This is a genomic window from Frankia sp. CcWB3, from assembly GCF_977927595.1.
Map to the genome: position 1 here is coordinate 1 of NZ_CDWRCK010000086.1, position 15,098 is coordinate 15,098.

Annotated in this window: 10 protein-coding genes and 2 pseudogenes; 8 read left to right on the top strand and 4 right to left on the bottom strand. The window is 68.9% G+C overall.

Going from position 1 to position 15,098, the window contains the following annotated elements:
• Nucleotides 1-211 precede the first annotated feature (211 nt).
• The 4 genes from ACY5KJ_RS09000 (at nucleotide 212) to ACY5KJ_RS09015 (ending at nucleotide 5,973) form a co-directional block, all read left to right on the top strand.
• Nucleotides 212-1,687: an alkaline phosphatase PhoX gene (locus ACY5KJ_RS09000; RefSeq protein WP_462203167.1), complete on the top strand. Its 1,476-nt coding sequence runs from the start codon at nucleotides 212-214 to the stop codon at nucleotides 1,685-1,687.
• Between the two features lie 287 nt (nucleotides 1,688-1,974).
• Entirely contained in the window at nucleotides 1,975-2,835 is an 861-nt protein-coding gene (locus tag ACY5KJ_RS09005) for a HalD/BesD family halogenase (protein ID WP_462203168.1), read from the top strand.
• A gap of 80 nt (nucleotides 2,836-2,915) precedes the next feature.
• Nucleotides 2,916-3,887 carry a class I SAM-dependent methyltransferase gene (locus ACY5KJ_RS09010; protein ID WP_462185822.1) on the top strand — a complete coding sequence of 324 codons (972 nt, stop codon included), beginning with the start codon at nucleotides 2,916-2,918 and terminating at the stop codon, nucleotides 3,885-3,887.
• 211 nt (nucleotides 3,888-4,098) lie between these two features.
• Complete coding sequence (locus ACY5KJ_RS09015) at nucleotides 4,099-5,973, top strand: choline/carnitine O-acyltransferase (RefSeq protein WP_462203169.1); 1,875 nt, start codon at nucleotides 4,099-4,101, stop codon at nucleotides 5,971-5,973.
• On the opposite strand, the gene rpoD is transcribed toward ACY5KJ_RS09015, so the two are convergent.
• Nucleotides 5,961-6,929 carry an RNA polymerase sigma factor RpoD gene (gene rpoD / locus ACY5KJ_RS09020; RefSeq protein ID WP_462185825.1) on the bottom strand — a complete coding sequence of 323 codons (969 nt, stop codon included), beginning with the start codon at nucleotides 6,927-6,929 and terminating at the stop codon, nucleotides 5,961-5,963. The genes ACY5KJ_RS09015 and rpoD overlap by 13 nt on opposite strands.
• Before the next feature lie 735 nt (nucleotides 6,930-7,664).
• Between rpoD and ACY5KJ_RS09025 the strand changes: the two genes are divergently transcribed.
• The 3 genes from ACY5KJ_RS09025 to ACY5KJ_RS09035 all read left to right on the top strand — a co-directional run bounded on the left by ACY5KJ_RS09025 (nucleotide 7,665) and on the right by ACY5KJ_RS09035 (nucleotide 11,551).
• Nucleotides 7,665-9,386 carry a hypothetical protein gene (locus ACY5KJ_RS09025; RefSeq protein WP_462203170.1) on the top strand — a complete coding sequence of 574 codons (1,722 nt, stop codon included), beginning with the start codon at nucleotides 7,665-7,667 and terminating at the stop codon, nucleotides 9,384-9,386.
• Nucleotides 9,387-9,518: 132 nt separating this feature from the next.
• Nucleotides 9,519-10,511, top strand: a complete 993-nt coding sequence (locus tag ACY5KJ_RS09030) for a hypothetical protein (RefSeq protein WP_462185827.1) — start codon at nucleotides 9,519-9,521, stop codon at nucleotides 10,509-10,511.
• Entirely contained in the window at nucleotides 10,508-11,551 is a 1,044-nt protein-coding gene (locus ACY5KJ_RS09035; protein WP_462185828.1) for a glycoside hydrolase family 26 protein, read from the top strand. The genes ACY5KJ_RS09030 and ACY5KJ_RS09035 overlap by 4 nt, the downstream gene beginning before the upstream one ends.
• A 94-nt stretch (nucleotides 11,552-11,645) precedes the next feature.
• Here ACY5KJ_RS09035 and ACY5KJ_RS09040 read toward each other — a convergent pair.
• Nucleotides 11,646-12,182 (bottom strand): annotated as a pseudogene (locus ACY5KJ_RS09040) (glutathione peroxidase).
• Between the two features lie 288 nt (nucleotides 12,183-12,470).
• Here ACY5KJ_RS09040 and ACY5KJ_RS09045 point away from each other — a divergent pair.
• On the top strand, nucleotides 12,471-12,653 hold the full coding sequence (locus tag ACY5KJ_RS09045; RefSeq protein ID WP_462185829.1) for a Trm112 family protein: 183 nt from the start codon (nucleotides 12,471-12,473) through the stop codon (nucleotides 12,651-12,653).
• Between the two features lie 149 nt (nucleotides 12,654-12,802).
• Here the strand turns inward: ACY5KJ_RS09045 and rpsA are convergent, their stop codons facing one another.
• Both rpsA and ACY5KJ_RS09055 read right to left on the bottom strand, forming a co-directional pair.
• Nucleotides 12,803-14,281, bottom strand: a complete 1,479-nt coding sequence (gene rpsA / locus ACY5KJ_RS09050) for a 30S ribosomal protein S1 (protein ID WP_462185830.1) — start codon at nucleotides 14,279-14,281, stop codon at nucleotides 12,803-12,805.
• A 470-nt stretch (nucleotides 14,282-14,751) separates the two neighbouring features.
• Nucleotides 14,752-15,098 (bottom strand): annotated as a pseudogene (locus tag ACY5KJ_RS09055) (acyltransferase); the annotation flags it as partial.

Consider the following 15,098-nt stretch of genomic DNA (forward strand, 5'->3'; position numbering starts at 1 on the left):
ATGGGTTGCCGGCACTGTGGGTTGCCGGGACATGCCGACCAGATACCGCAACCTCGTATTTCATTCAGCCTTAACATTCTGGCTGCGTGTTGTCTCCTGTGCTCTGCGTGGGCAGCTGCCAGCCTGTCGGCTGGTCCGGAACGATCGGTATGGGAGGCTGAACGTGGTTCAGATCAACAGGCGCGCACTACTGAGCAGGGGTGCGACGGCCGTGGGCGGGGCGGTAGTGGCGTCGGCTCTGCTACCGGCCCTGGAGAACGCGGCCCTGGCCGCGCCGCCCCCGCCCACCGGCGGGCCCTACACCGGCGGCTACGGTCCGCTCAGCCCGCTGGCTCCCGTCAACGAGCCGGGCGGCACCAAGTACCTCGCGCTGCCGGCCGGATTCAGCTACGTGGCGCTGGCCAAGACCGGCACGCCGCTGGTGAGTGACCCGAACACCCCGAACCCGGTCAACCTCGACGGCATGGGTGCGTTCGGGCTGGCCGGAGGACGGGTGCGACTGATCCGTAACAGCGAGGACCGGTCCCCGGCCGGGTCGGGCTCGGTCAAGGGCCCGGACGGTACGAAGTACGACCCGAAGGCCTTCGGCGGGGTCACGGTTCTCGACTTCGACCCGAAGACCCGCACGATCGTCAACGACTACATCGGCCTGAACGGGACCACGGTCAACTGCGCCGGCGGCCAGGCCTACCGGTACAAGGGCTGGATCACCTGCGAGGAGACTGTCGTCGGCCCGGCGAACGGCTTCGACAAGAAGCACGGCTACGTCTTCCTGGTCCCGGCGGGCGCGGGCACGACCGTCCCATCGGTGCCGCTGACCGCGTTGGGCCGCTTCTCCCACGAGGCGGTCGCGGTCGACCAGCGCATCGGTGTGGTGTACCTGACCGAGGACTCCGGCTCCGGCCGCGGCTCGGGATTCTACCGGTTCATCCCCAAAGACCCGGACAAGTTGGAGAAGGGCGGGCTGCTGCAGATTCTGGCGGTCACGGGCAGGCCGCAGGTCGACCTGCGGGAAGGGCAGCGGCGCGGGGTGTGGCTGCCGGTAGAGTGGGTCGACATCGACAACCCCGACCCGGACCCGATCGTCGAGGCCGAGAAACCGAACCCGACCAGTGTGTTCGCGCAGGGCTGGGCCGGCGGCGCGGCGAAGTTCAACCGGCTGGAAGGCATCTGGGCAGCAGATTATTCGATCTTCTTCGCCTCCACCAGCGGCGGGGACGTCAAGAACGGCGACGTCAACTCCGACGGTTTCGCGGAAGGCTACGGCCAGATCTGGCAGTACCAGCCCGCCGCAGGACGGGGCCGCCGCACCAGCGGGAGTCACACCGACGCCGGCCGGCTGCGCCTGGTGTTCGAATCACCCGGCGGGTCCGTCCTCGACTCACCCGACAACATCACGATAACTCCACAGGGCAGCCTGTTGCTGTGCGAGGACGACGCCGGCGGTAAAGACGGCGACACCCACCCCCTCGCCCCTGGCATCACCGACGTCAACCGGCTGATCGGCCTCACCCAGGACGGGAAGGCCTTCGAGTTCGCGGTGAACTGCTTCAGCGACTCCGAATGGGCCGGCGCCTGCTTCAGCCCGGACGGCCAGACACTGTTCGCGAACGTCTTCGGCGCCTCCGAGGTGGGCAGCGGTTTCACCGCGGCCATCACCGGACCGTGGCGCCGCGGCGTCCTGTAACACGGCGGTCAGGAGCGCGGACCGCGGCACGGTGCGAGCCGTCGGCGGTGTCGTCTCCCGGGGAGAGCAGCGCCTGGCGTGGCGCCCCGGGGGACGGCACCGGGCCATGGCTTCTCATCGCCGCGATGTGAGCTGGATTCGCGTCCCATGCGAGCGCAGTCGTGCGACATCTCACACTGACTTTCGCCATCCCGAGCATCGGGTGACCATGTGACACATCACATCGAGGTCGTGGACGGTTCCCATCGGCGGCCCGATGCCGCCGCCTAGCGGCGGAGAGGAGTCACATGGTTGCGACGGAAACCTGGTCCATCAGCGAGCTGATCGATACGGTTCGTTATCCTCTCACCGAACCTTCGAGCCGCGCCTGGCGGGACATCGTCTCGTGGGCCCGGGAAGAACTGCGCACTCGCGGGTGCTGTGTCCTCCCGGGATTCGTCCGGCCCACCGCGTTCGCACAGGAGTGCGCCACCGTCGCTCCGCTCGCGTATGACGAGGTCGAGACGGTCAACGCCTACAACATCGCGGTCGACTCGTCGTTGCCGGCCGATCATCCGGGCCGGTTCACGATGCGGCGAGGGAATGCCTTCGTCGCCCGCGACCAGATTCCCACCGAATTCGCCGTCCACCGGCTCTACACCAGCGAGCTCTTCCAGCATTTCATCGCCGGCTGCTTCGACCTGCCGAGAGTCCACGAACTCGCCGACCCGCTGGCCGGGCTGTGCCTCAACGTCATCGCCCCCGGGCTGGAGCACCCCTGGCACTTCGACACGAACGAATTCGCGGTGAGCCTGCTCACGCAGGCGCCGCGGGCCGGGGGCGACTTCGAGTACTGCCCGAACATCAGGTCCGCGCAGGCGGAGAACTTCGCCGGCGTGCGGGCCGTGCTGGCGGGCGAGGGCGGCCATCTGGTCCGGCGTCTCACCGTCCGGCCTGGTGATCTCCAGCTTTTCCTGGGCCGCTATTCGATGCACCGGGTGAGCCCGGTCGAGGGCGACACGGCCCGGCATTCCGCAATCTTCGCCTACACCGGGCACCCCGAGGTCGTCGGCAGTGTCGCACGCACGAAGCAGCTCTTCGGCCGGGTCCTCCCGCGGCACCTGGCTGCGGAGAAGAGCGCGGTCCGCGTCGACCAACTGCTGGACTAGCTGGACCAGAATGCGGTCGGCAAGCTGCGTCAGCACCGGCCCATCTGCCCCGACCGCCCGTCACAAGGAGCGCCAGACGCGTGTATTCCGACGACAGCAGATATTCTGCCGAGACCATCGACTCCGACGGAACCACGAATTCCTCCGAGGCCGCGTACTCCACCGGGATGACGCGGTTCGACGACAGCGGGAAGATCTCGCTCGACCACATCTACACGCAGCCCGACCCACACGCCTACTTCAGTACCCTGCGGAAACTCGACTACTGTATCCCGCAGCTCGCCAAACCGTACTTCAGCCAGCTCATCCGGGAATTCCGGATGGTTCGGGGACGACCGCCGACGGTCCTGGACGTGGGCTGCTCCTACGGGATCAACGCCGCGCTGCTCCGCTGTGACGTGACGTTGGACGACTTGCACGAGGGCTACGCACCGCCCGGGACGCGGCCGACCCGGGACCTGCTGCTCGCCCGTGACCGCGAGCTCGTCCGGTCCCGCGACGGGCTGGAGGCGAGCCAGTTCCTCGGCCTGGACAGCTCGGGGCCGGCCCTCTCCTACGCGCTCGCGGCCGGGTTCCTCGATGCCGCCGTGCACGCCAACCTGGAGGACCGTGACCCGACCGACGCCGAACGGAAGCGGCTCGCCGGAACGGACATCGTCGTCTCGACGGGCTGCCTCGGGTACGTCACCGAGCGAACCATCGCCCGGGTGGCCCGCGCGGCCGGTGAGCGCAGGCCGTGGATGGCCCACTTCGTGCTGCGGATGTTCCCGTTCGAACCGGTCGAGGCGACGCTCACGAGGCTCGGGTATGAGACCGTGCACGTCGACCGCGTCTTCCGGCAGCGGCGCTTCGCCTCCGCCGAGGAGCAGTCGCTCGTGCTCGACACGCTGTCCACCGTCGGCGTCGATCCACGGGGGCTGGAGGCCGAGGGCTGGCTGTACGCCCAACTGCACATCTCCCGGCCGCGCGGGGTGACCAGTCCCTCGACCACTCACCCCGCCTCCGGCCGGCGACCGGCGGCGACACCCACCCGGCCGGTTCCGCCGGGATAACGGGCGACCGGTGCCGGCGGTGCCCCCCGTACGGCTGGTAGGTCGAGGGCGACCCGGCCATCATGCGAGTCGGATGAACCGTACGAGCCGAATGTCCGATGGAACGCCCGCCACCCATGGAAGCTCGGCGACCATGGACCCAACGCAGCCCGTGGCGTTCACCATGGCCGTGTCCCCGAGACGAGTTCCCCGAGACAACCCGAGGCCCAGCATGAATGCGATCAGTAGCTCCCAGCGGTCCACCGGAACCTTCGCGAACGACGATCTGCTGCCCCGGGTGCCGTTGCCCACGCTGGCGGAGAGCTGCGAGCGTTTCCTTGCCTGGTCCGCGCCGCTGCTGACCCCGGCCGAGCGGGCGACGACCGAGGCGGCCGTCGCGGCCTTCCAGGCACCGGGCGGCCCCGGCCCCACCCTGCATGCGGCGCTGGAGCGCTACGAAGCCACCGAGGGCGTACACAGCTGGCTGGACGGCTTCTGGGACTCCCGCTACCTCGGCCGGCGCGACCGCATCGCGCTCAACGCGAACTACATCTTCCTGTTCAAGGACGCCGAGGGTCTGTCCGCCGAGCAGCCGCAGGTGGAGCAGGCCGCCGGGCTCGTGGCGGCAGCCGTCGACTACAAGCTGCGCCTCGACGACGAGCGGGTCGAGCCGGTCGTCCAGCGCGGCCAGACGCTGTCGATGGCGCAGAACACGTTCCTGTTCTCCACGACCCGGATCCCGGGAGCGGCCCAGGACACCGTGCGCACCCCGTACAGCGAGCGGTGGCCCGGGCCGTCCCAGGCCCGCCACATCGTCGTTTTCCACCGGGGAAACATCGTCCGGCTGGACGTCGTCGGGCCGGACGGTCACCCGTACACCCTGGACGACCTCGCGGCGGGCCTGCGCGCCGTGGTGAAGGCCGCCGCGTCGCGGGTTCCGGCGGACGCCGCCGTCGGCCAGCTCACCACCAAGGCCCGGGCCGACTGGGCCGCGAGCCGCCAGGCGCTGCTCACTCTGGACCCCGCCAACGCGGCCGCGCTCGACACGATCGAGACCGCGCTGTTCGCCCTGTGCCTGGAAGACCTCACCCCCGAGGACAACCTGGCCGCGTGTGACCACCTGCTCCACGGCGACAGCGCCAACCGGTGGTTCGACAAGGCGGTGTCACTGATCGTTTTCGCCGACGGCTGGGCGGGCATCAACGTCGAGCACTGTGGGCTGGACGGGACGACGATCCTCAGCTTCGTCGACGACCTGCTGGGTACCTCGCCCGCGGAGCATTCGGCGAGCTCTGGCGCCCGGCCCCAGGGGCTACCCGTCATCGAGCCCGTCGAGTTCGTCCTCGACGCCAGCCTGCGGGCGGACGTAGCCGCCGCCGGCGCGTCGTTCGCGGAGTTCGCCGCGGCGACCGCCTCAACGGTGCTGTCCTTCACCGACTTCGGGCAGAACCGGGCCAAGGCACTGAAGACGTCGCCGGACGCGTTCGTGCAGCTCGCCTACCAGCTGGCGCACAGCCGGGCCAAGGGGCACATCGGCGCCACCTACGAATCGATCGCCACCCGGCACTGGCGGCGCGGCCGCACGGAGGCGATGCGGGTCGTCACCCCGGAGATCCAGCGGTTCGTGACGATGCTCAACGACCCGGGCACCGACACCGCCACCCGCCGGACCGCGTTCCGCGCCGCCGCCGACGCGCACGTGCGGCGCGCGAAGGACTGCCAGGCCGGGCGGGCCCCCGAGCAGCACCTGTGGGAGCTGCAGTTCATCGCCCGCCGCCAAGGCGCGCGGCTGGGGGTGACCGAACCGATCGCGCTCTACGAGACCCCGGGTTGCCTCAAGGCGCGCGACGACTACCTGAGCACCAGCTCCGCGCCGTCCACCAACGTCGAGTTCTTCGGCTTCGGGTCTACCAGCAGCCAGTGCATCGGCATCGCCTACGTGCTGCTGCCGGACCGGTTCAACCTCTACCTGAGTACGCCGCGCGCAGTCGCGGACGGGATGTACGCGTTCGCCGGCCAGCTCCAGCAGGTCGTCACCGAGCTGCAGGACCTGCTCGCCATCGACGAGACGGGCGACGGGCTGTTCCAGACGGACTATTCCAGGTAGTCGCGCAGCGCCTGTGAACGCGAGGGATGACGCAACTTCGCCAGGGTCTTCGACTCGATCTGCCGGATCCGCTCCCGGGTCACCCCGAACTCACGGCCGACCTCCTCCAGGGTTCGGCAACGACCGTCGACCAGGCCGAACCGCAGCTGGATGACCTTCCTCTCCCGGTCGGTCAGCGCCGTCAACACAGAGCGAATCTGCTCCCCGAGGACGCTGGCGACGGCTGCCTCGACGGGCTCGACCGCTCCGGTGTCCTCGATGAGATCGCCGAACTGCCCGTCGGACTCCTCCCCGATCGAAGCCTCCAGCGATATCGGCTCACGGGCGATTCCGACGAGTTCCTCGATCCTGTCCACGGAGAGGTCCATGGCGACGGCGATCTCCTCCACGGTCGGCTCGCGGCCGAGCTCGGTGAGCAGCTGCCTGCGCATGCGGACCATCTGGTTGACCCGCTCGACCACGTGCACCGGGAGGCGAATCGTCCGCGCCTGATCGGCGAGGGCACGGGTGATCGCCTGACGCACCCACCACGTGGCATAGGTGGAGAACTTGTAGCCCTTCGTGTAGTCGAACTTCTCGACCGCCCGGATGAGACCGAGATTGCCCTCCTGAATGATGTCCAGGAAGAGCATGCCCCGCCCCACGTAGCGTTTGGCGATCGAGACGACGAGCCGCAGGTTGGCTTCGAGCAGCATCTGGTTGGCGAGCCGACCGTCCCGCTCGACCGCCTCCAGCTCGCGGCAGAGCTGCGGCGACGTCACGACCGAGGGGGACGCCAGCTTCTGAGCGGCGAACAGGCCGGCCTCGATCCGCTTGGCGAGGTCGATCTCCCCCTCGGCGGTGAGCAACCGGGCCCTGCCGATCTGACCGAGGTACATCCGCACTGGATCGTGCAGCGGTGCGGACGCCACCCTGCCCGCCTCAGGGGTGCCGATGCCGCGGTCCGTCAGCTCCATCGGGGGGCTCTCACCATGGTGTCGAACCCAGTCTCATTGCCGAACCTAACCTCAATGATGATGCGGCCCATGCCCCGCTCCTGCCTTGTCCAGGCGTCTGCGAGCGCAGCCACCGACATCAAGGATGCCCTGACCCGGCCGGCAGCCGGTGTCCCGGAAGCGGATCGGATGGCGCACCCACACCTCACTGGATCCGCCACCGGGTACCGCCCTGCCGGGGTGACCGACGTAACAAGGGGATCAGACCGAGGCCCGACTGCTAAACTTGCGGACCATCAGCCTGGCTGCGGAAGATCGCGGACGTAGGCGAGCGAACCGTCTACGGGGCAGGCACATGCCGGAGAATCGCGATCTCATTGCCCGTTTCATGCACCCGCGATCCGGTCCGGTCAACCACCGTTGCCGGGTCCGGTCGGACCAGATCCACCCGAGCGGCCCTAGCCGAGTGTCCCGATCCCATAGAGCTACCATCCTGCTAGCACCCTGGCCGGCTGACACCCTGGTCAGAAGCGACGCGGTGGGCTCGATCGTCGCCCTGCGCGGAAGCGGCGGCATCGCTCGACCGTCCGGCGGCCGGCGCGGGGAGCCGGGGTCGGACCGATGCGGCACGGAGAGGACGGACGGCGATGGATCAATGAGTCTGGCCACCAACCCCCAACAACAGACGATCATCGAGATTCTCCGCGATCCCTCCGCCGTCCGAGTACCACCCGGCGGAGGGTCGGGTGGGCTGCGGTGACCGGCCCGGAGACATCCGCGCCGGCCACGGCCCAGCACCACGAGTCGCCACGCCCCCGGACGAGACCCGCGCCGGAGGTCACCGCCGCCCTGCCGCCGCGACCGGAACAGTCCGACCGGGAGCGGACCCAGGTCATCCGCGGCCTGCGCGGCCGCCGGGTCCCGGCCGTGGAAGCCTTCGGGACGGCAGTGGACGGGCCGACCCCCGAGGGGCTGCTCCCCCTGTGGGGTCCCGCGACCGGCGAATGGCTCACTCCCCCGATCCGCTGCGGCGAGATCCACCGGGGGCGCGAGGCACCGGCAGTCCCGGATGGCGGGGAACCGGTTGACTACGGGCTGACCATCCTGGACGACGACGGCCCGGCCGGTGGTCACCACCGTGACGAGCGACCGACCCGGGGTTCCAGCCGCTCGCGGGCCATCTGGACACTCGTCGACCAGGTGCTCTCCAGCGGGACGAACGCCGCGATGTCCTTCGTCATCGCCCGCAGCGTCAGCAAATCCGAGTTCGGGGCCTTCGCCGTCGCCTTCGCGATCTTCTCCTTGATGATCGGGTTCTCGAAGGCCGCCGGCACCGCTCCGCTGGGGATGAAGTTCTCCGACGTGCCGCCACGGGTATTTCGGGTGGCCGGTGCGGCGGGGACCGGCACTGCCCTCGTAATCGGGCTGGTCTCCGGGGTCGTGACGCTCGCCGTCGGTGCGGCGATGGGCGGCTCGGTCGGCGCCTCGCTGGTGGCGATGGGACTGGTCTTTCCCACGCTGCTGCTCCAGGACGCCTGGCGGCAGGTCTTCTTCGCCGAGGGTCGCCCGGCCGCCGCCGCCGCCAACGACGGGATCTGGGCGATCGTCCAGTTCGCCGCCATCTACGCGCTGATCGTCCGCGACGTCTCCACCTCGTGGGCGATGCTGCTGGCCTGGGGTGGCGCCGCCGCGGTCGCCGCCATGCTGGGCGTCACGCAGGCCGGCTTCAAGCCGGCGCCGAGCCTCGTGCGCGAGTGGATCGCCGAACACCGCGACGTCAACGGGTACATGAGCGCCGAGTACCTCACCGTCCAGGGCGCCCAGCAGGCATCCACCCTGCTGCTCGGTACGCTGGGCGCGATCGACCTGGTCGGCGCGCTGCGCGGGGTGCAGACCCTGCTCGGACCGACGACCATTCTCGCGGTCGGGATCGTGAGCTGGGCCATCCCCGAGTTCTCCCGCCGCAAGGACCTCTCGGCCGCGGCCCGGGTCCGCGCCGCCTACGCCCTGTCCGCGGTGATCGTCGCGGCCGGCGCCGCCTGGGGGACGCTCTTTCTCGTCCTGCCGACGAGCATCGGGCACTCGCTGCTCGGCGAGACCTGGGAGCAGACCCACGACCTGCTGGCGCTGTCCATCGTGCAGCAGGCGGGCTCCGCGGCGACGGTCGGACCGGCCTGCATGCTCTACGCGCTCGGCAAGGCCAAGCTCACCTTCCGCGCGAATGCGGTGCTCGCCCCCCAGCTTGTCGTCTATCCGATCGTCGGTCTGGAGATCGGCGGCGGCACCGGCGCGGTCTGCGGTTACATACTTGCCTTCTGGGTGACCGTCCCCAGCTGGTTCATCCTCGTCCGCCGGGCCGCGCGGGAGGTGGAACGGGACACGGCGATCGCCCTTTCCGGTGAGCCGGCCGGACCGGACGTACAGGGCCGAGTTCCGGAGCGCCCGACCGGGACCGGCAATGATGATGTTTCACGGTAACGTACGGGCTGTGCGCAATATGTTCGGCCGACCGCGTCGAGGCGGCGTCCGAGGCGGCGTCCGAGGCGGCGTCCGAGGCGGCGAGGCTACCGCGATGAGTGCTGCCGGGCCAGGGCCGGTAGGGGGGTTGCGATGATTCTGCGTATTCTTTATCGGTCGGTCGGTTCGGAAAACACGAAGAACCGGCCGGCCTTCTACAGCAAGATGCTTGCGTTGGCCTCTCTCCTCCGGGCCGTCGAGAACGTCGACATCCCGGTACGGATCGTCTTCGTCAATGACGGCCCGATGCCGGCGGAGCGTCTTGCCGTGATGACGTCCGCCGGCGAGGTGCAGTCGGTGCAGTGCGGCAGCAATCGCGCATCCTACCGGTACGTGCTGCGGATGCCGCGGGTCCGGCGCTGGTCGCCGGACGATCTGGTCTGGCTCGCCGAAGATGACTATTTGTACACGGAAAAATCGCTTTCCAGTCTCGTCGCGGCAGCGACCGCGCTCCCCGCGGTCGACTATTTCACCCTTTACAGCACGCTGCGATTCTCCTCGACCACCACCCGCCGCCGGCCAATGGTCCGCCGGGACGGCGGCAGCCACTCCCACGCGCCGGTGCTCGACGGCGTGACCTGGGCCAGGGCCGCCGCCACGACCAGCACGTTCGGCCTGCGGGTCGGCACCCTGCTCGAGGACGAACTGCTGCTGCGCTCGATCCCGTTCGTCGGCGGCGCCTTCGACCGCGCGACCTGTCTTACCCTGCAGGGTTTCCAGCCCTTCCGGCTGGCCGAGCTGGGCGGGGAACCGCCTGCGTTCTCCCCGCAGCCCCCCGCCGTGCGGGTCGCTCGTCGGGTGGTGCTGAGCGGGCTGCGCACGACACTCAACGCCGTCGCCCTGGCGCGGCCCGAACGGCTGCGCCGCACGATGCTGGTGCCGGAGCCCTCCATGGCCACGCACATGGAGGTGGGTGAGGCGCTCGTTCCCGGTCACGACTGGGCGGCCGAGGCCGAGGCCGTGCAAGCATGGCTACGGGCCCGGCGGCCCGGCCCGGTGGAGACGCCGCTGCTCGGCGCCACGGCCACGGCCACGGCTTCGGGTACGCAGCGACCCTCCGCCGCGCACGGACCCTCCGCCGTATGAGACCGCGCCTGGCACCGCGAGGGTGGGGGTCTGCCGGCCGCCACACCGTCCGCGCCGCCCACCCGCGGTCACTCCCGCTGCCGCTGCTCCTCCTGCTGATCATCGGCCTGGTCGCCGGCGGGCTCAGCTCCTGCTCGGACAAACCCAAGCCGCCCCAGCCCCAGCCCGGCGGTGTGCACTGGGTCTCCGGCGCCAATGGCAACTTCCCCGCGGACGTCAATCTCTGGTCGGTCTTCACCGGCCGCAAGGTGGACCTGGCCGTCGTCTTCACGGATCGGCAGGACTGGACCAACCTGGTCTCGGCCGGCTGGCCGACGCAGGCCTTCACCCGGGACAAGTTCCCCGGCGGCCTGTCGGTCGCCCAGCCGATGTTCCCCAAGGACGGCGACGAGGCCACCTGCGTGACCGGCGCCTACGACAACTACTGGCGGCAGTTCGGCACCACGCTGACGACGTTCGGCCGCGGCGACGCCTTCGTCCGGCTCGGCTGGGAGTTCAACGGCGACTGGTTCTGGTGGTATCCACGCGACGTCGAGACCTGGAAGACCTGCTACCGCCGCACGGTCCTGGCGATCCGGTCGACCGCGCCGCACGTGCGGATCGACTGGAATATAACCGCACACCGGGATCACCTGCCGGTAAGCGGTCAGGACGTCTGGGACGCCTATCCCGGTGACGACTACATCGACGTGGTCAGCATCGACTCCTACGACTCCTATCCCGCCTCCGTCAGTAAGACGATCTGGGACCGGCAGTGTCATCTGCGATCCGGTCTGTGCACGGTGATCGCCTTCGCCCGCGCCCACGGCAAGAAGTTCGCCGTTCCGGAGTGGGGTCTGGTACGCACGACCGGCGGCGGTGGCGACAACCCCTACTACATCCAGAAGATGTACGAGACCTTCACCGCGAACGCCGACGCCCTGGCCTACGAGGCGTACTTCAACAACGCCGAGGAGGGGAACGTGGAATCCTCGCTGTACAGACCGGTACTGAACCCGAACGCGGCGGAACGCTATCTGGCGCTGTTCGGCGTCCGCTGACCGCGCTCGCCTACTCCTGCTGCGAAGCCGGCGGGCACCGCCCGCTTCGGCGTGCCCGGCCGGCGACAGCGGCAGGCCGGGCACGGGAGAACCATCAGGCCAGGGTGGCCTCAAGATCCTTGCGGATCTCCTCGAGGGTGACGGTCGGCTCGTACCGGCGGACCACTTTTCCGTCCGGGTCGACAAGGAACTTGGTGAAGTTCCACTTGATCTCGTCGGTGCCGATCGCTTCCGGCCGGGTCTTCTTGATGTGCTCGTAGAGGAAACCGGCATCGGGCCCGAAGTCACCGGGCGCCTCGGAACGCAGGTGGGTGTATAGCGAGGCCGCGTCGGGCCCGTTCACATCGATCTTGCTCAGGACCGGGAAGGTGACATCGAACTTCGTGGTGCAGAACTCCTGGATCTCGGCGTCGGTACCCGGCTCCTGTCCGCCGAACTAGTTGCACGGGAAGCCGAGGATCTCCAGGCCGCGGCCGTGCAGATCCCGGTACAGGGACTCCAGCCCCTCGTACTGCGGCGTCAGACCGCATTTGCTGGCAACGTTGACAATCAGCAACGTCTGGCCGGCGTAGTCGCCGAGCGAGCGGGAGGTTCCGTCCGCGGCATCGACGGTGAAGTCATGGACAGTCATGGACACCTGACTCTCGATGAGGGCGAGCTGGGACTTCGCGACCGGTCTCCGGCCGCCGAGCGACTTCGACGCTATCCCCCAGAAGTTTTTATGTCATCGAGTTGGTTGCATAACCCGTCAGCGACGCGAACCGGTGCCTCGCGACCGGGGCCCGGCACCGGGATGGCTGGCGCCCCCGGCCGGGGCCGGTCAGGGCCGACCGAGGTGTCTGCGATGCTCAGGGGATCCGGAACGGATACTCATGGGTCCCGCGACGGCCCCCCGAGACGACGAACAGGAACGTCAGAGATGACCATCGAACCCGAACTGTTGAAGATCCTCGCCTGCCCGGTCGACAAGGGACCGCTGGAGCTCGTCGACGGCTGGCTGGTCAACCCGCGTCTCGGCCATCGCTACGAGATCCGCGGGGACGTTCCGATCCTGCTCAGGCCGGATCACGTCGACCCGGCCGTGGCGCGCTCCTCGTCCTGATCCGGCCGAGGACCTCCCTCTGCCCGGGCTGAGCTTCTACCCGGGACTGGGCTCCCGCCGGGTCTGGGACGGGCAGGAGAAAGGATCGGAAATCGGTCGGGGCCCGGGGAGAAGATCCCCGGGCCCCGACCGTCGGTGACGGGAGTCGGCTACTCCCGACCGAACTGCTCACGCAGCCGACGCAGCGCCTCTTCGTCGATCGCCGAGGAAGGCTGCTCGGACTGGGAGGTGTAGGAGGAAGGAGCCGCCGCGGCGGCGTCGGCCTCCTGCGCGGCCCGGATCTGGGCCTGGTGCGCCTCGAAGCGGGCCTGGGCCTCGGCGTATTGCCGCTCCCATTCCGCCTGCTGCTCCTCGTAACCTTCGAGCCATTCCCCGGTCTCGGGGTCGAAGCCTTCGGGGTAGACGTAGTTACCCTGCTCGTCGTACTTGGCTTCCATGCCGTACTGGCTCGGGTCGAACGCCTCGCCGTCGGCAGCCAGCCCTCCCGCCTCGTTCGCCTGCTTGAGCGACAGGCTGATGCGGCGGCGGTCGAGGTCGATGTCGATGACCTTCACCAGGATCTCGTCGCCGACGTTCACGACCTGCTCGGGGATCTCCACGTGCCGCTCGGCCAGCTCGGAGATGTGGACCAGACCCTCGATGCCCTCGTCCACCCGGACGAACGCACCGAACGGCACCAGCTTCGTGACCCGGCCCGGGACGACCTGACCGATCGCGTGGGTCCGGGCGAACTGACGCCACGGGTCTTCCTGCGTCGCCTTCAGCGACAGCGAGACCCGCTCGCGGTCCAGGTCGACGTCGAGGACCTCGACGGTGACCTCCTGGCCGACCTCGACCACCTCGGACGGGTGGTCGATGTGCTTCCAGGACAGCTCGGAGACGTGCACGAGGCCGTCCACACCGCCGAGGTCCACGAAGGCACCGAAGTTGACGATGGAGCTGACCACGCCCTTGCGGATCTGGCCCTTGGCCAGCTGGGCGAGGAACTCGGAACGGACTTCGCTCTGGGTCTGCTCGAGCCAGGCCCGCCGCGAGAGCACGACGTTGTTGCGGTTCTTGTCCAGCTCGATGATCTTGGCTTCAAGCTCGCGGCCTACGTAGGGCTGCAGATCGCGGACCCGGCGCATCTCCACGAGCGAAGCCGGCAGGAAGCCGCGCAGGCCGATGTCGAGGATGAGACCACCCTTGACGACCTCGATCACGGTGCCGGTGACGACGCCGTCCTCGTCCTTGAGCTTCTCGATCGTGCCCCAGGCGCGCTCGTACTGCGCACGCTTCTTGGACAGGATCAGGCGGCCTTCCTTGTCCTCCTTCTGGAGGACAAGGGCCTCGACGTGGTCGCCGACACTGACGACCTCGTGCGGGTCGACGTCGTGCTTGATCGACAGTTCCCGGGACGGGATCACACCCTCGGTCTTGTAGCCGATGTCGAGCAGCACCTCGTCGCGGTCGACCTTGACGATGACGCCGTCAACGATGTCGCCATCGTTGAAGAACTTGATCGTCTTGTCGACGGCCGCTAGGAAGTCTTCGGCCGAGCCGATGTCGTTGACCGCTACCTGTGGTGTGGTCGGGCTGGGCGAGATGGTCACGGTCTCCACGGGTCGTACGTCGGTGGTGCTCGTCAAGGGGTCGGCTCCGGCTAGGGGTGGTCGTCCGCGCGAGGGCCGGATCGAACCGCCGGGACCGAGGGACAGAAACAACGCCAAAAACGAAGAAACTGTCAGGAACGATAACGACGCTCGAGTGGATCCGCTCGGTCTGAGACCCACGGACCCTCGTGCACGTCCCCAAGTCTAGGGACGGGTGTCCAGGGTGGTCAACGGGCGCCCGCACCAAGACGCGCGCCGTCCGCCATCATCCTCACTCTGCGTAGAGTAATGACGTCCATATGTAGTTTTAGGTGGCGGCACGGCGCCGCGGTAGGCGGGACAACACCGTCCCGCGGATCGTCCCGGCACACGGGTGGGAACGTGTACGGACGGGACGCGACAGAGACGAACCGCGCAGATCGGTTGAAAAGCGGATAAATGGGTAAGTTCGTGGCGTCCGATTCCCGACACCCGCCGACGGCATGGCCTCGCGGCCCGACGCCCGGTCATTCCCGGGTCAGCGCCGGCTCGCCGGGCTGCGGCGCGGGCTCCGGCCCGAGCCATTCCAAACCGTCGAACTCGACCCGGGGCCGCTTCCACCCGGCGCGCGGCGCCCGTCCATCCGGCACGCCGGGCAGGTCGGGATCAAGGGACCGGACCGGGGGGAACGGGTCTCGCACGTCCCGGTCCGTCATGTTCCGCAGCGGCATGATGCCTGACGCGAGTGGCACCGTCGGGCCATCGACGGGCTTCCCGATCACCTCGACCTCGCCCGGCGATCCGCCGGCCCCGCTCACGAGGCCGCCCTCCCCGCCCCTCGCCGCCCCTTCGAAGCGCCTCGCCACCCATCTGT

Excerpts from the sequence above, each read along its gene's own strand:
- ACY5KJ_RS09005 (WP_462203168.1), top strand. The coding sequence starts at position 1,975 with ATGGTTGCGACGGAAACCTGGTCCATCAGCGAGCTGATCGATACGGTT.
- ACY5KJ_RS09015 (WP_462203169.1), top strand. The coding sequence starts at position 4,099 with ATGAATGCGATCAGTAGCTCCCAGCGGTCCACCGGAACCTTCGCGAAC.
- rpoD (WP_462185825.1), bottom strand. The coding sequence starts at position 6,929 with ATGGAGCTGACGGACCGCGGCATCGGCACCCCTGAGGCGGGCAGGGTG.
- ACY5KJ_RS09030 (WP_462185827.1), top strand. The coding sequence starts at position 9,519 with ATGATTCTGCGTATTCTTTATCGGTCGGTCGGTTCGGAAAACACGAAG.
- ACY5KJ_RS09035 (WP_462185828.1), top strand. The coding sequence starts at position 10,508 with ATGAGACCGCGCCTGGCACCGCGAGGGTGGGGGTCTGCCGGCCGCCAC.
- ACY5KJ_RS09045 (WP_462185829.1), top strand. The coding sequence starts at position 12,471 with ATGACCATCGAACCCGAACTGTTGAAGATCCTCGCCTGCCCGGTCGAC.